The sequence below is a fragment of the Alphaproteobacteria bacterium genome (genome assembly GCA_019635875.1).
In the GTDB taxonomy this organism is placed as follows: domain Bacteria; phylum Pseudomonadota; class Alphaproteobacteria; order Reyranellales; family Reyranellaceae; genus JAFAZJ01.
The window spans coordinates 296,185-314,308 of record JAHBYP010000001.1; the positions used below are offsets into that span (position 1 = coordinate 296,185).

The 18,124-nt window shown below is 62.7% G+C and carries 21 protein-coding genes; 8 read left to right on the forward strand and 13 right to left on the reverse strand.

Annotated features, from left to right (window positions below):
- Positions 1-90 precede the first annotated feature (90 nt).
- Entirely contained in the window at positions 91-978 is an 888-nt protein-coding gene (locus KF889_01445; GenBank protein ID MBX3498079.1) for an NAD(P)-dependent oxidoreductase, read from the reverse strand.
- Positions 979-1,048: 70 nt separating this feature from the next.
- Between KF889_01445 and trxC the strand changes: the two genes are divergently transcribed.
- Positions 1,049-1,492, forward strand: a complete 444-nt coding sequence (gene trxC, locus KF889_01450; protein MBX3498080.1) for a thioredoxin TrxC — start codon at positions 1,049-1,051, stop codon at positions 1,490-1,492.
- A 138-nt stretch (positions 1,493-1,630) separates the two neighbouring features.
- Here trxC and hydA read toward each other — a convergent pair whose 3' ends face one another.
- On the reverse strand, positions 1,631-3,076 hold the full coding sequence (hydA, locus tag KF889_01455) for a dihydropyrimidinase (GenBank protein MBX3498081.1): 1,446 nt from the start codon (positions 3,074-3,076) through the stop codon (positions 1,631-1,633).
- A gap of 68 nt (positions 3,077-3,144) precedes the next feature.
- On the opposite strand from hydA, the gene KF889_01460 reads away from it, so the two are divergent.
- A complete protein-coding gene (locus KF889_01460; protein ID MBX3498082.1) occupies positions 3,145-3,930 on the forward strand; it encodes a glucose 1-dehydrogenase in 786 nt (261 codons plus the stop codon).
- 85 nt (positions 3,931-4,015) lie between these two features.
- Here KF889_01460 and KF889_01465 read toward each other — a convergent pair whose 3' ends face one another.
- Positions 4,016-5,203 (reverse strand): aminotransferase class V-fold PLP-dependent enzyme, encoded by a 1,188-nt coding sequence (locus tag KF889_01465; protein ID MBX3498083.1) that lies wholly within the window; start codon positions 5,201-5,203, stop codon positions 4,016-4,018.
- 149 nt (positions 5,204-5,352) lie between these two features.
- Here KF889_01465 and KF889_01470 point away from each other — a divergent pair, with 149 nt between their 5' ends.
- The 4 genes from KF889_01470 to KF889_01485 all read left to right on the forward strand — a co-directional run bounded on the left by KF889_01470 (position 5,353) and on the right by KF889_01485 (position 8,393).
- A complete protein-coding gene (locus KF889_01470) occupies positions 5,353-5,859 on the forward strand; it encodes a VOC family protein (protein MBX3498084.1) in 507 nt (168 codons plus the stop codon).
- Positions 5,860-5,862: 3 nt separating this feature from the next.
- On the forward strand, positions 5,863-6,411 hold the full coding sequence (locus KF889_01475) for a hypothetical protein (protein ID MBX3498085.1): 549 nt from the start codon (positions 5,863-5,865) through the stop codon (positions 6,409-6,411).
- 232 nt (positions 6,412-6,643) lie between these two features.
- On the forward strand, positions 6,644-7,879 hold the full coding sequence (locus KF889_01480) for a site-specific DNA-methyltransferase (protein MBX3498086.1): 1,236 nt from the start codon (positions 6,644-6,646) through the stop codon (positions 7,877-7,879).
- Complete coding sequence (locus KF889_01485; GenBank protein MBX3498087.1) at positions 7,863-8,393, forward strand: hypothetical protein; 531 nt, start codon at positions 7,863-7,865, stop codon at positions 8,391-8,393. The genes KF889_01480 and KF889_01485 overlap by 17 nt, the downstream gene beginning before the upstream one ends.
- An 8-nt stretch (positions 8,394-8,401) precedes the next feature.
- Here the strand turns inward: KF889_01485 and KF889_01490 are convergent, their stop codons facing one another.
- The 6 genes from KF889_01490 to KF889_01515 all read right to left on the reverse strand — a co-directional run bounded on the left by KF889_01490 (position 8,402) and on the right by KF889_01515 (position 12,391).
- A complete protein-coding gene (locus tag KF889_01490) occupies positions 8,402-8,701 on the reverse strand; it encodes a hypothetical protein (protein MBX3498088.1) in 300 nt (99 codons plus the stop codon).
- Positions 8,698-9,027 carry a hypothetical protein gene (locus KF889_01495; protein ID MBX3498089.1) on the reverse strand — a complete coding sequence of 110 codons (330 nt, stop codon included), beginning with the start codon at positions 9,025-9,027 and terminating at the stop codon, positions 8,698-8,700. Before KF889_01495 ends, KF889_01490 begins: the two co-directional genes overlap by 4 nt.
- A 3-nt stretch (positions 9,028-9,030) precedes the next feature.
- Positions 9,031-9,540 carry a hypothetical protein gene (locus KF889_01500; protein ID MBX3498090.1) on the reverse strand — a complete coding sequence of 170 codons (510 nt, stop codon included), beginning with the start codon at positions 9,538-9,540 and terminating at the stop codon, positions 9,031-9,033.
- Positions 9,541-9,543: 3 nt separating this feature from the next.
- Entirely contained in the window at positions 9,544-10,383 is an 840-nt protein-coding gene (locus tag KF889_01505; GenBank protein MBX3498091.1) for a hypothetical protein, read from the reverse strand.
- A gap of 12 nt (positions 10,384-10,395) precedes the next feature.
- Positions 10,396-11,346, reverse strand: coding sequence for a PD-(D/E)XK nuclease family protein (locus KF889_01510; GenBank protein ID MBX3498092.1), 951 nt, complete (start codon positions 11,344-11,346; stop codon positions 10,396-10,398).
- Between the two features lie 904 nt (positions 11,347-12,250).
- Positions 12,251-12,391 carry a hypothetical protein gene (locus KF889_01515; GenBank protein MBX3498093.1) on the reverse strand — a complete coding sequence of 47 codons (141 nt, stop codon included), beginning with the start codon at positions 12,389-12,391 and terminating at the stop codon, positions 12,251-12,253.
- 366 nt (positions 12,392-12,757) lie between these two features.
- Here KF889_01515 and KF889_01520 point away from each other — a divergent pair, with 366 nt between their 5' ends.
- On the forward strand, positions 12,758-13,489 hold the full coding sequence (locus KF889_01520) for a hypothetical protein (GenBank protein ID MBX3498094.1): 732 nt from the start codon (positions 12,758-12,760) through the stop codon (positions 13,487-13,489).
- A 170-nt stretch (positions 13,490-13,659) separates the two neighbouring features.
- Complete coding sequence (locus KF889_01525) at positions 13,660-14,037, forward strand: hypothetical protein (protein MBX3498095.1); 378 nt, start codon at positions 13,660-13,662, stop codon at positions 14,035-14,037.
- A 916-nt stretch (positions 14,038-14,953) separates the two neighbouring features.
- Here KF889_01525 and KF889_01530 read toward each other — a convergent pair.
- The 4 genes from KF889_01530 to KF889_01545 all read right to left on the reverse strand — a co-directional run bounded on the left by KF889_01530 (position 14,954) and on the right by KF889_01545 (position 18,121).
- Positions 14,954-15,835 carry a DUF4238 domain-containing protein gene (locus KF889_01530; GenBank protein ID MBX3498096.1) on the reverse strand — a complete coding sequence of 294 codons (882 nt, stop codon included), beginning with the start codon at positions 15,833-15,835 and terminating at the stop codon, positions 14,954-14,956.
- 886 nt (positions 15,836-16,721) lie between these two features.
- Positions 16,722-17,075: a hypothetical protein gene (locus tag KF889_01535; GenBank protein ID MBX3498097.1), complete on the reverse strand. Its 354-nt coding sequence runs from the start codon at positions 17,073-17,075 to the stop codon at positions 16,722-16,724.
- 99 nt (positions 17,076-17,174) lie between these two features.
- Complete coding sequence (locus KF889_01540) at positions 17,175-17,411, reverse strand: hypothetical protein (protein ID MBX3498098.1); 237 nt, start codon at positions 17,409-17,411, stop codon at positions 17,175-17,177.
- Positions 17,412-17,500: 89 nt separating this feature from the next.
- Positions 17,501-18,121: a M23 family metallopeptidase gene (locus KF889_01545; GenBank protein ID MBX3498099.1), complete on the reverse strand. Its 621-nt coding sequence runs from the start codon at positions 18,119-18,121 to the stop codon at positions 17,501-17,503.
- Positions 18,122-18,124: the final 3 nt, after the last annotated feature.

Here is an 18,124-nt window from a genome sequence, read left to right on the forward strand (position 1 = left end):
GATGGGGGATGTGGAAGACGGACTCCGGCGTTCGCCTTCGACATCCCCCTTCCGCCCTTCGGGCACCTTCCCCCTCCGGGGGGAAGGGATTCAGACGGCGCCGCGCTTCGCCCACTCCTGGTACATCTGCAGCAGCGCCACGATATCGCGGCCGCGGTAGCCTTCGGACAGCGCCAGCGCGAACAGCTCGCGCACCATCGACGCGCCGGGTGTCGGCATCTTCAGCGCGCGACCGAGATCGATGCTGAGCGCCAGGTCCTTCTCGCCCAGCTCCATCTTGAAGCCGGGATCGAAGTTGTTCTTGAGCGCGTTGGGGAAGCGCTTGGTGAAATGGTGCGAGCGGCCGCCGCTCACCGACAGCACGTCGTACAGCGTATCGGGCTCGACGCCGGCGACGGTGCCCAGCGCGAAGGCCTCGCAGGCGATCAGCACGTTGCCCATCGACATCATGTTGTTCACCAGCTTCACCACCTTCGCGGTGCCGACGCCGCCGGTGTATTTCCAGGTCTCGCCCAGCGCCAGCAGGATCGGCTCGGCGCGGTTGACGGTCTGCCGCTCGCCGCCGGCGATCAGCACCAGCCTGCCCTGGCGCGCCTCGGCCGGGCTGCCGCTCACCGGGCAGTCGACGACATCGAGCCCGCGCAACGCCGCCGCCGCGCCGACCTCGCGCATGGTCTCGGGATCGATGGTGCTGAGCTCGATGCACAGGCTGCCGGGCTCGGCCATGGCCACGAGGCCGTCCTCGCTGAGCCACGCCGTCCGCACCGCCCTGGGATCGGGCAGGCTGGTGAGGATGATCTCGCGGCCGGCGAGCGCCGCCCTGATCGAATCGGCCATCGCCATGCCTGATGCCGCGAGCGCCGCGCGGGTCGCCGGGTTGATGTCGTAGCCGATGACGTCGTGGCCGGAATCGGCCAGCCGCCCGGCCATGCCCGATCCCATCTGCCCCATGCCCAGCACCGCGACCCGCCGTTTCATCATGCGCTCCATGCTCATTCGCGCGCAGGATAGCACTTGATCCGCGCACCGGCGGGGCCATGTCGTGGCCATGACCGAGACCCTGCAGATCGCCTGTCCGCATTGCCACACGCTCAACCGCGCGCCGGCGCAGAAGCTGGTGCCCGGCGCGCGCGGCAAGTGCGGTCAGTGCGGCCAGGCGCTGTTCGAGGGCAAGCCGGTGGCGCTTGATTCAGATCAGTTCGCGCAGCACGCGGAGAAGAGCGACCTGCCGCTGCTGGTCGATTTCTGGGCCGCCTGGTGCGGACCCTGCCGGCAGATGGCGCCGCAATTCGAGGCCGCGGCGGCGAAGCTCGAGCCGAAGGTGCGGTTGGCGAAGGTCGACACCGACGCCGAGCCGTCGCTGGCGCAGCGCTTCGGCATCCAGGGCATCCCGACCATGGTGCTGATCCATCGCGGCCGCGAGGTCGGCCGCAAGTCCGGCGCGATGCCCGCCGCCGCGATCGAGCAGTGGGTTGCGAGCGTCACGCGTTAGCGCGACTTACCTTCCCCCGGAGGGGGAAGGTGGCGCGCAGCGACGGAAGGGGGATGCCGAAGACGAACGCAGGAGTCCGTCTTCGATATCCCCCATCCGCCCTTCGGGCACCTTCCCCCTCCGGGGGAAGGGAATGCTCTAATCGAAGATCGACGGATCGATCAGCGGCTTGCCGCGCGGGCGCGCCGGCTCGGGGCGGTCGCAGCGCTGGAACAGGCCGCGTCCGGCCGAGCCGTTCATGCGACCTTCCTCCATCACCACCTCGCCGCGCGACAGGGTCAGCACCGGATAGCCCGTGAGTTCCTGCCCCTCGTAGGGCGTGTAATCGCAATTGTGGTGGAGGATCGCATTGGTGAGGCTGACCCGCCGCCTGGGATCCCACAGCACGATGTCGGCGTCCGCACCCACGGCAATGGTGCCCTTGCGCGGATGCAGGCCGTAGAGCTTTGCCGCGTTGGTCGACGACAGCGCCACGAATTGCTGCAGGGTGATGCGGCCCTTGTTGACGCCTTCCGAGAACAGGAGCGGCAGGCGCGTCTCGACGCCGGGCACGCCGTTGGGAATCTTGCGGAAGCTCTGCGCCGCGCCGGGCAGCTTCTTGCCGCGCGCATCGTCGTAGCGGAAGGCCGCGTGGTCGGACGACAGCACCTGGAAGGTGTTGGCCGAGAGCCCGGTCCAGATGTGCTCCTGGTTGTCCTTGCCGCGCGGTGGCGGCGAGCAGACGCACTTGCTGCCCTCGTCGCCTGGCTTGTCGAAATCCTCCTCGCTGAGAAAGAGGTACTGCGGGCAGGTCTCGCCGTAGACCCGCAGGCCACGCGCCTGGGCACGCTGGATCTCCTGCATCGCCTCCCTGGCCGAGACGTGGACCAGCAGCATCGGCACATCGAGCAGCTCGGCCAGCGAGATCGCCCGATGCGTCGCCTCGCGCTCGACCACGAAGGGCCGCGAGGTGGCGTGGAACTTCGCCTCGGTCATGCCCTTGAGCTCGAGCCGCTCGGTGAGCCAGCCTATGCAGTCCGAGTTCTCGGCATGGATCATCAGCATGGCCTGCTCGCGGCGCGCCGCCGACAGCGCGTCGAGGATCTGACGATCGGTGAGCTTCACGTCGTCGTAGGTCATGTAGACCTTGAACGAGGTGTAGCCGTCGGCCACGAGCGCCGGGAAGTCCTGGCCCATGGTCTTCTCCGCCGGATCGGAGAGGATGACGTGGAAGGCGTAGTCGATCAGCGACTTGCCGTTGGCGCGGCGGTGATACGTCTCGACGGCGTCGCGCAGCGATTGGCCTCTGTTCTGGTAGGCGAAGGGAATGATGGTGGTCGTGCCGCCCGCCGCGGCGGCGCGGCTGCCGCTTTCGAAATCGTCGCAGAACACCGAGCCGTCGGCGGTGTCCTGGTCGAAATGCACGTGGGCATCGATGCCGCCGGGCACGGCGACCAGGCCCGTCGCGTCGATCTCGCGCCCGCCCCTGTCAAGACGCTCGCCCAGCGCCACGATACGGCCGCCGACGATGCCGATATCGCCCTTCACCACGTCCGCGGCGGTGGCGATGGTGGTGTCGCGGACGACCAGATCGTACTCGGCCATGGCTTCCTCCGTTCACAGGTGGTACCGCAAGGACCGGGCCAAAGCCATCGTCGAGGGAGGAACGGAGCATGGCGACGCTGCAGGACAAGGTGGTGCTGGTGACCGGCGCCGGCGCGGGCATCGGCGAGGCCACCGCGCTGGGCATGGCGGCGGAAGGCGCGACCATGGCGGTCTGCGACATCGACGAGCAGGCGGCGCAACGCACGGCGCGCAAGGCCGAGGAGAAGGGCGCGAGAAGCATCGCCATCCAGGCCGATTGCGGCGATGTGCCCAGCATCGAGGCGATGGTGGCGCGCACGGTGAAGGAACTCGGCCGCATCGACGTCATCGTCAACAATGCCGGCGTGACGCGCTCGGCCTACATCATGGACCTCACCGAGGAAGACTGGGACCGCATCCATCGCGTCAATGCCAAGGGCGTGTTCTTCTGCCTGCAGGCGGCGGCGCGCGAGATGATCAAAGGCGGCAAGGGCGGGCGCATCATCAACATCGCCTCGATCGCCGGCCGCGGCTTCGCCGGCACGTCGAACGCGATCTATGCCGCCAGCAAGGGCGCGGTGATCTCGCTGACCAAGACGGCGGCGCAGCAGCTGGCGCGCCACGACATCAACGTCAACTCGATCTGCCCCGGCGTGACCTTGACCGAGCTGGTCAACCGCATCGTCAAGGAACGCGCCGAGCAGCGCGACAAGGACTTCGAGCAGATGCTGGCGGAATTCCAGAAGCCGATCCCGATCGGCCGCGCCAACGCGCCCGAGGACATCGCGGCGATGGCGGTGTTCCTCGCCTCGCCCGGTGCGCGCAACATCACCGGCCAGTGCTACAACGTCGACGGCGGCCTGGTGACGAGCTGACCCGCTTCTGTCATCCCGAGCGCAGCGAGGGATCCAGGGCAGCCTGGATCCCTCGCTGCGCTCGGGATGACAATCGTGGGGCGGCCTACGCCTTCACGTTCTCCGCCAGATAGTCGATCGCCGCCTGGGCGCCGCCCCTGCCGTGCGGGATGTCGAGCGCGTTGAGCGCCATCTCGACCACGCTCAGGGTGCCCAAGGTCATCGGCGCGTTGACGTGGCCCATATGGGCGATGCGGATCGCCTTGCCGGAGAGCTCGCCGATGCCGTGGCCGAGGATCACGCCGCACTGCTTGTTGCAGTAGGCGCGCAGCGCTTCGGGGTCGTAGCCGTTGTGGAACAGCACGGCGGTGACGGTGTCGCAGCGCTCGTCGGGCTCGATGATGTTGAAGCCGACCGCCTGGCCTTCGCTCCAGGTGCCGACGGCGCGGCGCACCGCCTCGGCCAGCAGCCGGTGCCGGCGGAAGACGTTGTCCAGGCCTTCCTCGAACAGCAGGTCGAGCGCCTGGCGCAGGCCGAACAGCAGATGCTCGGGCGGCGTGCCGGCGTATTTCTGGTAGTGCGCCTCGCCCTCGCGATCGGTCCAGTCCCAGTAGGGCGTGCGCAGCCCGGCCTTCTTGTGCGCCTCGCGCGCGCGCTCGTTGGCGGCGACGAAGCCCAGGCCCGGCGGCGTCATCATGCCCTTCTGCGAGCCCGACATGGCGACGTCGACGCCCCATTTGTCCATCTCGAAGGGCATGCAGCCCAGCGAGGCCACGGCGTCGACCATCAGGAGAGCATCGTGGCCGGCGGCACGCACCGCCTGGCCGATCGCCTCGATGTCGTTGACCACGCCCGAGGCGGTGTCGATCTGCGCCACCAGGATGGCCTTGATGGTGTTGCCCTTGTCGGCCTTCAGGCGCGCTTCGAGCTCGGCCGGCCGCACGGCGCGGCGCATGTCGCCCTTGAGGATCTCGACCTCGACGCCCATGCGCCGGGCACTCTCGCCCCAGCCGATGGCGAAGCGGCCGCTTTCGAGCACCAGGATCTTGTCGCCCTTCGACAGCACGTTGGTCAGCGAGGCTTCCCAGGCGCCATGGCCGTTGGAGATGTAGATATAGGCGCGACCCTTGGTGTGGAAGACGCGCGCGACGTCCTTCAAGAGGCCGTCGGTCAGCGCCAGCAGCGGGCCGGAATAGATGTCGACCGCCGGCCGATGCATCGCCCGCAGCACCTCGTCGGGCACCGTCGTCGGCCCGGGAATCGCCAGGAACTCACGACCCGCACGCACGCTCATCTGCTACCTCTGGGGCTGCGAAAATCCGGGGTGATCTAACAGGATTTGCCCGGACCGGGCTACCCGCCGCATACCAGCAATTGTATCCCTACATACCGGCGGGCCGTGGTGGCGCTATGATGGGGTGGCCCGTTGATCGCGAGGACGACATGGCGAAGCGACCGATGTACCTGCAGCACGTCAACGTCTACGTCCGCAACGTCGAGCGCTCGAAGAAGTGGTACGAGGAGCTGCTCGGCCTGCACGTCTACGAATACCGGCCGGGCTGGGCCGCGTTCCTGTCGGCCGACGAGGAACAGTCGCACGAGGTGGCGCTGATGCAGTTGGGCGACGACGCGCCGCTGCAGCAGAAGGGCCAGGTCGGCCTGAACCACATGGCCTGGCGCCTCGAAAGCCTCGACGACCTCAAGGCGTTCTACCGCAGGATCAAGGCCGAGGGCCAACCGATCGATCGCGTCATCGATCACGGCATCTCGCTCGGCATCTACCTGCGCGACCCCGACGGCAACGGCGTCGAGGTATTCTACGAGATGCCGCGCGCCGAGTGGCCGGTCGACTACAACGTATTCACCCGGGAGAAGACCGGGACCGGCCGCTTCCCCGGCCCATGGGACGCCGAGATCGGGGCCGCCCGCCCGCCGGTCCAGGCGAGCTGAGCCATGCCCCGCGTCGCGCCCGTCGCCGGCAAGGCCGACGTCGCCCCGCAGCATCAGGCCGTCGTCGACGACGTGCTGAAGGTGTTCGGCGCGATCCGTGGCCCGTTCAGCATGATGCTGCACAGCCCGGAGATGACGAAGCGCCTGCTGCCGCTCGTGCCCTTCTTCCGCGACGAAAGCATCGTCGAAGGCAAGCTGCGCTCCGTCGGCATTCTCGCCGCCGTGCGCGAGCGAGAAGCCGCCTATGTGTGGGCGGCGCAGGTGACCGTCGCGCGCCGCAACGGCCTGCGTGAGGAGGCGATCGATCTGCTGCGCGCCGGGGCCGATGCGTCGAGATTCCCGCCCGAGGAAGCCGCGATCGTGGCCTACGTCCGTCAGCTCATCCGCACCAATCGCGCGGACCAGGCGGCGTTCGATGCCCTCCACAGGAAGCACGGCACGCAGTGGCTCGTCGAACTGACCGCTGGCGTGCACTTCTACGCGATGCTGTGCGGCGTCGTGAACGCGTTCGAGGTGGCGGCGCCGCCGGACGGAGACAAGCTGCCGGCGTAGGGCGTCACGGCGAATATGGCGTCCCCGAGAGGAGTCGCACAGCTCACATAGGGCACTGATGTAGCAAGCATCAGGAGTTTGAGCCACTCCCGCCATACCCCCAGTGCTACCCCCAGAGCGCGACGCTCGACGATGACGGCTGGAGCCAGATTCGCCTGTCGGAACTATCCACTGCCGCGTGTTGACGTCTAGACGTCTTTCACGCTACGCCCTCTTTCTGAGGGAGAGGTTCATGCGTGCACCGGGCGTAATTAGAGACGCGATCGTCGAGTTTCTAACTGCACATGGCAAGGCCGCATCCGTGGCCGAGATTGAAAATGCTGTGCAGAGAAAGCTGGGTGCTGTCAGTCCTTCGTCGGTTCGCTCGTATCTTCGTTTGAACGCAACGACGCTCTTCGAGAAGAAGGGTCGCGGACAGTATGCGGTGAAGGATGCCCGTGCGAGCTACGCGCAGCGGACGCAGCCGAAAGTCGTCGCCATAAACGACAGTGCCGAACTGGTACGGGCTGACTGCTTCGACTGGCTCGCTGACCGAGCAGAAAATTCGGTGCATGCGGTTGTCACCGATCCTCCATACGGACTAATCGAGTACACCGAAAAAGAACAAGGCAAGCTCAGAAACGGTAAGGGCGGGGTCTGGCGTATTCCACCGTCGTTTGACGGTCACCAACGAGCCCCGTTGCCTCGGTTCACGGTGCTCGATGAGCACGACCGAAGAGAGCTGTATGCCTTCTTCAAGCGCTTTGCCATGCATATCGCGCGCGTGCTCGTACCGGGCGGGAATGTCGTTATTGCCAGCAACCCATTGCTCTCACACATAGTCGCGACCTCGATGGCGGAAAGCGGTCTCGAACTGCGGGGCTACATCGCGCGACTGACAATGACGATGCGCGGAGGCGATCGGCCAAAGAACGCGCATAACGAATTCTGGGGCGTAAGCGTGATGCCGCGGTCGATGTGGGAGCCGTGGGTCATCCTGCGCAAGCCACCGGAAGGTAGGGTGCAGGACAATCTTCGAAGGTGGAAAACAGGGGGCTTCCGGCGGCCTTCGGATGAACGCCCATTTGGAGACGTACTGCGCTCTGGCCCGACCTCCAAGACGGAACGCGACATCGCTGCCCATCCGTCGCTCAAGCCCCAGGCCTTCATGCGCGAGATCGTGCGGGCCGCACTTCCTCTCGGACAGGGGGTAGTTCTCGATCCGTTCATGGGGGCGGGATCAACGATCGCCGCAGCAATGTCCCTTGGCTACAGCAGCATTGGCGTGGAGTTGGACCCGAGATACTTCGATATCGCAGTGCGGGCTGTCCCAAGGCTTGCGATTCTGCCGGTGAATCGTGCAACCTCCGAGAAAGATCTCGGCGGGGGAGCGGGTGGCGTTACCAAAGGACTTGACCGCGTTTCATATCAAAAAGGCCGTAGACCTCATCGAGAAGGAAGCGGCCGAGTTGGTGGACCTCTACTTTGAGCAGGCCAACGTCTTCAGCGCGATTGTAGGCATTGTGGGTGTGAAGGCGCTCCATGCCGTTAGCCCATACAAGAAGCACAAGCATCCGGACGTAGCGCAACAACGCTTTCCTGACTTGTCGTTGGCTGGGAAGCTAAACCCGCCACCTTCACAGGCTCTTGAATCGAAGGGCAGCACGCGCGCGTGGTCTATCCAATCCCACTACAACCATCCCGGCTGGTACGTCGTGTGGCGGTACTTGGTCGATCCCACGGGCAGCATCAAGAAAGATAAGCCCGTGGTGATCTGGCGAGTCGATGTCGTCTACCTGAAAGAATCTGACTGGAAGTACGAGGGAAGCAAGGCCGGAGAAAGCGGTGGAGGCCGGACTCACACGTTCGGGGTGAAGACGCCCGCCTCTCTGCTGAAGGATTCTGCCGCATATACGTTGGCAGGAATCAAGCTGAAGGGCGGGCGGCCCGTTCTCATGGAGGAGCTTGAACGGGACTCCGCGCCCCCCAACGACATGACCTGAGCGCGGTGTTAGTCCGCGTCAAACGCCTCTACAGCCTCCCGTGCGATACGACGATGGTCTGCGTCCACCAGCGCTGATTTCTCCGGCGGCACGCCGTTGATGTGGACGAGCTTGTATGTGCAGTCGCGGCCGGTGTCGTCTTTCAGGAAGACATAGCCGTGCTTGTCCTCCAAGTCTTGGATGCGAGCTGCGAGCCGCGTGATCGCGGGGAACTGGCGAAGGCACTCGTTGCGCGTCACGTAGCCGTCGCGAGCAAGCTTCGCCTTGATGCGCTCGATCTGGGTGCCTTTGGTCGGGTCGGTGCTCATACGATGTTGCGCGCCTCATCCGCCATAACGCGGAGCTTGGTCGCGATGGCGGCGCTCAGCTTGTCGATCCGGCGTAGCTCCCACTTGAGCTGCGTCTCCCGTTGGCCGTCCGCAGTTGCCTGCCACTCTCGATCCGTCGCCTTGTCGCTGTTCTTCTCCCCTCGGATGTTGAGCCAGATGCCCGGCTTTATCGCGAGGATGCGTTGCATCTCGCCGGCGCGGAGCGAGTAGAGCGCGGCCAGGAAGACGCGGAAGTCGGCGAGGGAGCGAGGGGAGAGGCCTTCTCCCCCCAACTGCTCCTCGATATGCTCGATGGTGAGCTTCATATCCTAGCGGATGACGAGGTAGTCCTCGTAGCTCGTACTTCGGACAGCGGTGTTCACTTCGCGGGGGTGCAGCTTCTTGGTGAGCGCGTACTGCGCACTCTGAAACTCCCTATCGTCCATTGCCGTACGAAGCTCGCCATACTCCTCGGGTGTAAGCGGCTGCGTAGGAGCCTTCGACGCGTGGAAGCCGGCAATGTCTCGATCGAGGTCTTTGCCTACGGAGCAATCCTTCTTGTGCCGCGCGCCAACCGACCCGCAGCAAGGCTTCTCTATGAAGCGGGGCTTGGCACGCTTGCCCTGCCGGGGAGCTGCATCCGCTTTCTTGCGCCGACCGCGCTTGGTGGGCTGGGGCGCATCATCGTCCCCGGCACGCGAGGCGGCCGCCTCTGCGGCACGTCTTGCCTCGGCGAGCTTTGGCCCGATGATCTCCATAGCCTCGTCCGGGGTGAGGTCGAGTTCGACGACGCTCTCGCCGTCGTCGGTGAGGACGGTCAATGTGTAGCTGTACGCCATAAGCTAGAAGGGAATGTCGTCGGGGTTAATGTCGTCCTTCGGGAGATCGGGGTCAGTCGTATCCTGCGCGGCCTCCGGCACAACGTCGGCATTGGCCGCACGCTTGTTGCGCGCCTCGTCGATCTCGACGCACTTCTCGTGCACCTCGCGGAGCTTCTCGATGGCGTACGCCTGGGCCTTCTCCTCCAAGCGCTCGCCGCGCTCGAAGTGAATAGCGAAGTAGGATTTTGCACCCTGTTCGAGCACCGGGCGCAGCACGGTCTTGAACTGGTAGAAGTGCTCCTTCTCGCCGTCAGCACCTTTCCCAAAGGAGCCAAGGTACCTGTAGAAGTCGGTCGTGCTTTCGGCCTTGGCCTCGCTGCCGAGCGATGAGCCGCGCACAATGAGCTTCACCAGCTCGGGCTCGTTCGGCCCCTCACAAAGGAGGGCGTAGACGATCTGCACCGTGCGAAGCTGCGGGTACTGGTCGCGAAGGTCATCCGCGATGCCGGTGATCGGCTTCTCGTTGTCCTGGTAGAGCGTTACCACGTCCTTCTTGTGATTGTACTCGGAAGTTGAGCGGACGATCTTCCCCTTCTCGCCGCGCTCCACGAGCTTGCGGCGCACCTTGAGGAATACGACGGTGGCCGTGGTCCCGATGCGCTCTTCTTCGGGCTTCTCATCCCTCGGCTTGCCGACCAGGATGCGCTTGCGGAAGTAGCCGCCCTTGCGCTCCAGCTTGCCGTTTACTTCGACAGCATCGCCGTCGCCGTTGATCGTTACCTCGTTCAATTCGAGCGCGCGGGTGGCGCCGTAGTGGGCCTCGCCGCTTGCTGCTGCTGGGTCGAATGTTGATGTGTCCATAGTTTTGAGTGATTATCGCTTCTTAGATGCGCGCTTTCGCGGCGCTGGCTCGTCATTGGTGGCGACGCCAATTGCTTCGTTTGCTGCCGCCACGTCCTTCTCGGCCGATGCCGATTCCTTGCTCTTGCCGGGTGAGAGCACGATCGGAAAATCGCGCTTGGTGAAGCCGGGCGTGTTGTCGCCGATCTCGGCCTTCCATATCTGCTGCGCGACCGTGAAGAGCGGGAACGCGTCCTCGATCTCCGTGAACTTGTAGCCTGCCTTGTTGCGCTCGTAGCCGACCTGGAGGATGGCGGTCTTGAGGCCGGAGAGATCGACCAGCTTGCTGGTCTCGGTGCCGTTCTCATTCCGCTCATAGATCGGGTTCTCGCCGTTCTCGAGCGCCTGGCGGTACGCGCTGACCTGTAGCTCATACTCCTTCCAGACGTTCTTCGATGTCTTGAAGTCGATGACGTAGGGCACGCCGTCGATACGGCAGATGAGATCGACCGTCCCGGCGTAGCCGTGGATCTCGGAGAACACGGTGATCTCGTTGGCGATGATCTCCGGCTTCACTTCGTTGCGCCAGTCGATGAACGACTTCACGCACAGAAGCTCCTCGTAGGAAAGCTCGGTGAGCGCGGCAATCTCCTCGGTGCTGCGGCTCTTGTCCTCGACCTTCGTGTCGATGCGGAACTCCTCGCCGCGCAAGATGCGCTCGATGGCGAGGTGGACGCGCGAGCCCTTGTCGCCGGCCGCTTGCTTTGCGGCCTCGGCTTCGTCCCAGCCTTTGTCGGCTAGCCACTTGTAGAAGCCGACGCCTTTGGGCCAGAAGCCCGCGATCCAGGTGACGGATGGGACGGGGGTGTAGACCGGGATGCCGGATGCCGGGTCTTTGCCTGGCTTGGTGTACCACCGCTCGTCCGCGACGGTGATCTGAACAATGCCTCTCTTTTCGTCTGTTTCTCTGATTACCTTTTTCATAGTTGGTTGATGATGATGTCCGCTACTGAAGAGCGGCGCACAGTAAGATGATGACCGCGAAGAACAGCATGAGCAGCACGGCCTCGATTGCCGTCGTTGCCCAGCAGCGCCACGTGTGACGGTGGGAGTAGTCCGCTGCGAGCATCGCGGTGCCTAGGTTGTCGATTTCGTTTCCAATTTTTGGATAGTTCATAGCTGGTTTTGCTAATCCCTCTGTGTCGCTCGCCACCTCTTTCGAGGTCGCATCCCCTTACGAGTGATGCGTTCGCAAGAAACGAGCGACACAAAGGGCGTAAGGGTAATTCGACACGCCCGAGTGCTTGGCTGCGCCATGGCTCGCGTGTCGGTATGGGTTGTGAGCTGGGAGGGGACAAGCCGTGCGCCTCATCCATCGTAGCTCTCGCGTTTCGCGCGATGGGTGCGACCCATTGCAACGCGAGCATTCAGAGTCGGTGTGAAGCCCAACGCACGGGCACTTCACAGCTCCCCCTCCAAACTCACAACGTATGTCAAGGAACCAGAAGAAGCGGGCGACACTGCTTTTATGCGGTTACGGTCGCGAGCGATTATCTGACCGGTGGCTTTCCGAGCCGACGCCGCCGCATTACTCTGACCGCTTCTTCCCTATGATCATTCAAGCATGTGGTGATGATAACGCAACGGCCTGGTGTGGATAACGAAGGGCGCTAAGGAAGGCGGGCGCGGTATAGTCTACTCGATGGCTTTGAGCGCATATCAACGCGTGAAGAGATGGCGACAGAAAAAGGCAAATCAGTCGTACAGTGCGAAGTTCATGCAGCAACGCCGACGACATTTCTTCAAGCTCTACCTCGCCAAGAAGATTGCATACGCCGAAATTCCAAAGTCGTATCGGGTCTTCAAAGAGTTTGATCGGTGATGGCTCCTAAACCTCCACCTTCCACTCGCTGACCACCGTATCGGGGTAGAGCGTAACGGTGCGTCGCACCTGCACGGCGATGTCGATGAGGATGAGGGCGATCAGGATGCCGTAGAACGCGAGGACGATGCGGATGGTTGATTTCATGGCCGCCTACTCCTTGCTCGCCGAGCTGACCAGGGTGTCGGCCACGAAGCACGGCGCGGGGTGGCGGGCGATGCCGTCATAGAGGATGGCGAAGAAGGCGACGCCGTAGAGCACGATAGCGAGATTGCGAACCTGCATGTGAGCCTCCGTTGCGGTGGCCTCACGGTACGCGAGCGGAAAATCTGGTCTACGGCGCGACCTCCTCACACCTCCTCAGATGATAAAATTGTTGCGGCCCGCTCTTTTTTGCGGCGGGCACCCGCGAGCAGTCCAAACAGCGCACGTGGCTCTACTCGCGTTTGTCGCCCGCCCATGCAAACCAGACTGAGCTTTGGTTGGCGTTCCGCCACCAGATGCCAACTATCAATGAACAAGCTCTATATCGGCTTCACCAAGGATGTCCGGCCGCCCAGGAAGCGCGGCTACCTTTTCATAAATGACGAGGTGCGCGAGCTGCACCATCAGACGCGCGTCTTCGACCCGCTCGTCCACTGCTTCAACCCCCTCAAAGGCATCGACTACAAGCGCGCACGCGAGCTGGCGGAGGTGCTCTACACGATCGCCCCACAGGGCGAGAACACGCTCACGGTCCGCAACGGTAAGCGAACGCTGCTTAGGGCTCTCCTGGCGGCCGAGTCCCTCGACCGTGTGGATGGTGATGAGGAGGTAGCCGCTATGATCGGGGATCTTCTCGTGTCGCCCGTCCTCAAGCGCGTGCTCTGTACGCCCGGCGAGCCGTTCTCATTCAAGCCGAGCTCGGCCGTGATCGCCCGGCTCAACCGCGCGGAGCTGGGCGAGTTTGATGCGCTCGTGCTCGGGCTCCTCCTGCTCAATCAATACCGCGGCCAGGTCGTCGTGCCCGACCTGGGCTTCTACGGTCGAAATCAGCACGCGAACCTCGTCCGCGAAAGGCGGCTCATCGGGGGGTGCAATTTCCTCGAGGAGCTGCCCGACAAGCTCCGGCAGGCGTGTCTGTCGATCGAGGACAAGGAGCTGCGGCACGCCAGCTCGGCCGATGCGGAGCTGGTCGCCAAGCTGTCGGGCCTGGTGCGAGGCACAAACGATTTCAACGGGCATGTGAAGCAGTGGACCGAGTGAACGCAAAAGCCGCCTATGCGCGGGCGGCTTTGCGGAGAGCGTCGCTGAGGACGAAATGCCAGGTGAACAACCCCGGCTCCGCCATCCTATCACACCACGTTTGGGGGCATTGGGGGGGAATTGACTCTCCGTGTGCGCCGGGCTGAAATGCACGCAAAAGGGGAGGACTCATGCGGGGACTTATGCTCGCGGCCTTGGTCGCGTTTCCGTCTGTGGCTTTGGCGCAAAACTACGAAGGCTCCTACGTCTGCTCGCAGGGCATGACCAAGCTCACGCTCACGGTGCAGCAGAAGCACGGCAGCACCAGTTTCGTGCTGTTCGCCTTTGGCCCTTCACCGCTGAACCCCAACGTGCCGGAGGGGTCGTTCATGATGCAGGGCACGTTGAGCGATTCCATGATGCAGCTCACTCCGATGAACTGGGTCAAGGAGCCGTACGGCTTCTCGATGATCGGCCTGGTGGGCACGTCCACAGATGGGAAGAGCTATCAGGGGAATGTGGTCGCTTCGATACCGGGGTGCTCGACATTCAGCGTGGTCAAGAAGTGACGCCGTAACGGAAGCCGACTTCGGACGCGTCTCGCCTGTTGGCGAGCGTGTCCGAAAAGGTGTCCGTTACGGCGTCCGATTACCGTCTCTTACGCAGTCGTCCAATGAGGGGATTCGCAGGTCGCTGCTCGTTGCTGTTGGGCCGGTAGCCAGTGCAGTCGCAGCCGGAAACAGTGCAACGCCCACGGATGCGCTTGGGATGCTCTCGATGGCAGGAATGGCCGATCTGGCCTTTCAAGGAACAAAGGGGAGTGCGCCAGTCGTGCATCGCTCCAGAGTGGTCGCAGTACCTGCAAGCGGGCATTCATGCATTGTACCGGCGGCCCTCCGTATTTTTTCGTGTGCGTGTGTGGATTGCGGTTGAGGGCCGGATGAGTGTGATTCGATGAGCGCGATTTGGAGATTGAGAAGTGTCCCCGCACTTGTGAGCGGCGAGCAGGGGCGACGGCCGCGACTTCCTTTCTTTCTTGGAAGTGTCCGTTTGTCTCGGACATCTCTCGGACGCATCCGGCTTCGCCGGTCGTCGAGGACTATCGGACGAGCCGAAGGCTTGTTCGATAGCCCGCAAGGCGACGGCGAAGCCGGTAGCCAGGTGGGCGCAGCGAGCCCCCGGGGGCGAGCTGGAGGTGGTGGGGGTTGGGTACGGGTGCTCCCGGAAGTGAGGCATAACCAAGAAAGAAAGGAAGTCGCGGCCGGAGGCCGTCGCGAACAAGTGCGGGAAATGCGGGGTTTATTGGCCGTTCGTGAAGCAGAGCGGCCTAACAGAACAGCCTAACAGGGAGGCGGAGCGATAGGCGGAGGCACAGGCCCGGTCGAGAGGCCGGGAAAAGGGTACTGGGTGGCGTCTTGTAAGATGGCAGAGCCGCCGCCGTTGATCGGGACTGGTCGGCGCGCAAGCGGCCGTTTATCCACCCAGCTATCCTACCGGAGTAGCCTTCACGCCTTTCCCAAGAAGCGGTGTGATGAATTGGAGCGGTGACTCGTCTCGCGAATAAACGAGCTGGTGAGACTGCTCCGCAACCTGCTTGTTGACGTGGCGGATGAGTGTTGGTGGCGACAGCGATCGCACGTACTTGAACGCACGATCAGTGTTATCGGCCACAAAGAGCGCAGTGGGGGAGAGTGGAACGATTATGTGGCCCTCCGGCTTTGTCAGACCATTCGTCATTATGATCGGTCGGTCCGAGGTAAGGAATGATCGCTTCACTGAGCTTGGAAGCTGGAAGACGCGGTAATGCATGGCAGAGATGTGAAGCGGGCCATCGCCACCCAAGATCAACGCACGGAGTACGTTGAGCGGGGTTAGGTTGCGCGGATTCGCGAGGAAACCTGCTCTAAACTCTTCGAACGTCGCAGGATCAGTCGGCGCTCGGAGAGAATCGTAGAGGTCGCTGTATGAGTCGACCAATCGGGCAGCGTCCTCCGCGTAGCTCGCCCGGATGCGATCCAAGTAATGGGGGCTCCGAAAAATGAGAGCATAGATAAAGCGCGCCCACGCGAAGCGGAGTTCAGCGCTCATGTACGGCTCGGCTGTGTTGGCACTTAGCAAGATCCGATGCGCCTGCGCAGCGGAGCCGTCGGTCATTCCCATCAGGCGTTTCTCAATCTCTTGGGCGTGCTCCGGCGGGACGCCTGGCATCGTGTAGAGGCCCACTTTGTAGCCGGTGGCTTTCGGATGCCGCCACTTCCCGACGACCCTCTTGTAGGGCTTGCTGAACTCATACAGTTCGCCACGCCGCTGAGCCCAAGGCGTGAGATAGAAAACTGGGATGTAGTGATGCCTTTTGGGCTCGGACACTGCCGTTATCCCCACCGGTTCATTCCGGCTTCACAGAGGATGGTACAGTATGGCTATGAGGAAGATTAAGGATAAGGCGCAGAGCGTTTCAGCCTTTGGAACCTTCAGCGCCTTAATCGGCACCTCATCACACTAGCCGCCTTCGGGCGGCTTTTGTGTTGCCGAGATTGCTCTTCGACAGAGGAAAAAGCGCCCTGCACAGGATCAGCGCTATAGAAAAAGGAGCCTGATTAAACGAGATGGTTGGTTGCTGGCGCGCGGGTCACGCACTGCAATAAAGCGCCGTCGATCGAGCGACACGCGGTCGCCGCGCAACAATAGCCAATCATCACAGGCAGCCAGGGGTACAGATGCGAAAGCCCGGAAAAAGACAACGGCCGTCTCCGGGCCTCTGAATCTGTGTCTCTGCCTGTTCCAAGAAGCACTCACGGCCCTTTGGGGAAAGGCTCGGCTTCACCAACCCTCTGTCCACATAAGCTTTCCTGTGCGCCCCGAATCTCTCATTCAGGGGTGGGGCTGTCATTCCTAAGTTCTGGCTTGAATGAGTTCTCTGATCATCTCCGCGATCTTTTGCGCAAGAGATGGGCATGCCGCGAGAACGACTGACCCAGCAATTGCGATCCCTCCTCCGATGAAGAGCATTCTCGCGCTACCTTTTAGTACGACGACAACGGCGAGAACGTGGGTGCAGAACATCGTGCGAGCATCCATTTCGCGGAAGATTAGTTCTCTGAGTATCTGGTACTTTTCCGTTGTGATTTGGCGGTCCGCTTCGCTGCCTAAGCTCAGCACTACACCAACGCGAAGGAACATCCAGAAACTGATCACGATACCCGCGATGCAGACCAAGTCACTAATGTGTTCGTGGGGTGGCATGGGAACCCGGCTAGCCTATCCGCCTAGCGATTCGCCGGAAGAGAAATGCCTCAACACGGCCAAGGGTAAGAACGAGAATATCGAGGAAGCTGAATGCAAGAAGCAAAAGGCTTAGCGTGAAGTAGGCCGGATACCACAGGTACAGGAATACCGCGGCTGCGGGCAAGAAGCCGGTAAACAAGGAGACGACAAAAAGCCAAAGGTCGAGGTGGACGCCACCATTGAGCGAACTGGAAAGCTTATATAGTCGTGAGGGAAGTTTGTCCTGGTCGGTCTCTTGCTGGGGTGGGTAAACAACTGTTGCTGTATAGACGAACTTGGTCTCAAAGTTTTCTGACGGTTCTTCGGGGATTTGCGACACCATTAAGCTCCTTATCGTGCAGGAGAGTGTATTTCGGCTACGCACAACCGCCAAGAGCCTCTTTCGAGGCTCCCGGAGTTGTATAGAGCGACTGGTGGGGAGCTAGGCGCCCACCACAGCGCGCGTGCCGGAGTACAAGCCGCTCGCCATGAGGCCGATAGCTATGCCGCCCAGGACGATCTCGCTGGTAGACGAGGCGACGAAGCACGCCATCCCCACGCCAAACACAATGGACGCGACAGGAGCGAACTGGCTGGGGATGCCAAGGCCTTTCACCACCGCGACCAAGCCGACGGTGAGGGGGACGATTGCCAATAATGCGGGATTGAGGAAATCCATACGTGTGTTGCTAGTTACTAAGGCAGGCTTCTGCCCACCGCCCTCGCTCGTGCCGAACCCCCAAGGTCGAAGGGGCGCGAGGGAAGGCGCTAGGCGGATGGCGTCTTAATCATGCGCATCTTGTCGGTGAGAAGGTCCAAATAGCGAGCGAGCACTTCGACGAGCTGGCGCATGAAGGAAGCCTGGACGGCCGGTTCGTCGAACATGTACGGCGTCGGGTCTGTCGCTCCGAAGAATCCGTTCGCCTGGTACATATTGGAGCCGTCCGGGTTGAGGGGCTTCACTTCGAAATGGAGGTGGTCGCCGGTCGAATAGCCGGTGCTGTCGGCGTAGCCGATGAGCTGGCCGGTCGAGACGGTTTCGCCGAGATGCACGTCGATGGCGGCGAAGTGCCAGTAGCGGGTCTTAAAGCGTCCCTCGGGGCCGAAATCGTGCGTTATGGCGACGCCAAGGCCTCGGCTGGCTTCAGTCTCCACTTCGCTCACCACGCCCTCCCTGGCTGCGTATACGGGCTGCCAGCGGGTTGCCATGAGGTCGAGGGCGTTGTGGCCCTTCATCATCGAGTAGACCGATTTGAAGCCCGGTGGAGGATTGAGGCCGTCGCAGGCAATGATTTTCGTGCCGGTAGCGACATCAATACAGACTTGGTTGGCGCCGAAGCGCTGGGTGACGATCCACGGGTGTACTGGCCGATAGAAAAGTTGCGCCATACC

Coding starts and splice junctions, on each gene's coding strand:
- KF889_01445 (MBX3498079.1), bottom strand. CDS start 978: ATGAAACGGCGGGTCGCGGTGCTGGGCATGGGGCAGATGGGATCGGGC.
- trxC (MBX3498080.1), top strand. CDS start 1,049: ATGACCGAGACCCTGCAGATCGCCTGTCCGCATTGCCACACGCTCAAC.
- hydA (MBX3498081.1), bottom strand. CDS start 3,076: ATGGCCGAGTACGATCTGGTCGTCCGCGACACCACCATCGCCACCGCC.
- KF889_01460 (MBX3498082.1), top strand. CDS start 3,145: ATGGCGACGCTGCAGGACAAGGTGGTGCTGGTGACCGGCGCCGGCGCG.
- KF889_01465 (MBX3498083.1), bottom strand. CDS start 5,203: ATGAGCGTGCGTGCGGGTCGTGAGTTCCTGGCGATTCCCGGGCCGACG.
- KF889_01470 (MBX3498084.1), top strand. CDS start 5,353: ATGGCGAAGCGACCGATGTACCTGCAGCACGTCAACGTCTACGTCCGC.
- KF889_01475 (MBX3498085.1), top strand. CDS start 5,863: ATGCCCCGCGTCGCGCCCGTCGCCGGCAAGGCCGACGTCGCCCCGCAG.
- KF889_01480 (MBX3498086.1), top strand. CDS start 6,644: ATGCGTGCACCGGGCGTAATTAGAGACGCGATCGTCGAGTTTCTAACT.
- KF889_01490 (MBX3498088.1), bottom strand. CDS start 8,701: ATGAGCACCGACCCGACCAAAGGCACCCAGATCGAGCGCATCAAGGCG.
- KF889_01495 (MBX3498089.1), bottom strand. CDS start 9,027: ATGAAGCTCACCATCGAGCATATCGAGGAGCAGTTGGGGGGAGAAGGC.
- KF889_01500 (MBX3498090.1), bottom strand. CDS start 9,540: ATGGCGTACAGCTACACATTGACCGTCCTCACCGACGACGGCGAGAGC.
- KF889_01505 (MBX3498091.1), bottom strand. CDS start 10,383: ATGGACACATCAACATTCGACCCAGCAGCAGCAAGCGGCGAGGCCCAC.
- KF889_01510 (MBX3498092.1), bottom strand. CDS start 11,346: ATGAAAAAGGTAATCAGAGAAACAGACGAAAAGAGAGGCATTGTTCAG.
- KF889_01515 (MBX3498093.1), bottom strand. CDS start 12,391: ATGAAATCAACCATCCGCATCGTCCTCGCGTTCTACGGCATCCTGATC.
- KF889_01520 (MBX3498094.1), top strand. CDS start 12,758: ATGAACAAGCTCTATATCGGCTTCACCAAGGATGTCCGGCCGCCCAGG.
- KF889_01525 (MBX3498095.1), top strand. CDS start 13,660: ATGCGGGGACTTATGCTCGCGGCCTTGGTCGCGTTTCCGTCTGTGGCT.
- KF889_01535 (MBX3498097.1), bottom strand. CDS start 17,075: ATGGTGTCGCAAATCCCCGAAGAACCGTCAGAAAACTTTGAGACCAAG.
- KF889_01540 (MBX3498098.1), bottom strand. CDS start 17,411: ATGGATTTCCTCAATCCCGCATTATTGGCAATCGTCCCCCTCACCGTC.
- KF889_01545 (MBX3498099.1), bottom strand. CDS start 18,121: ATGGCGCAACTTTTCTATCGGCCAGTACACCCGTGGATCGTCACCCAG.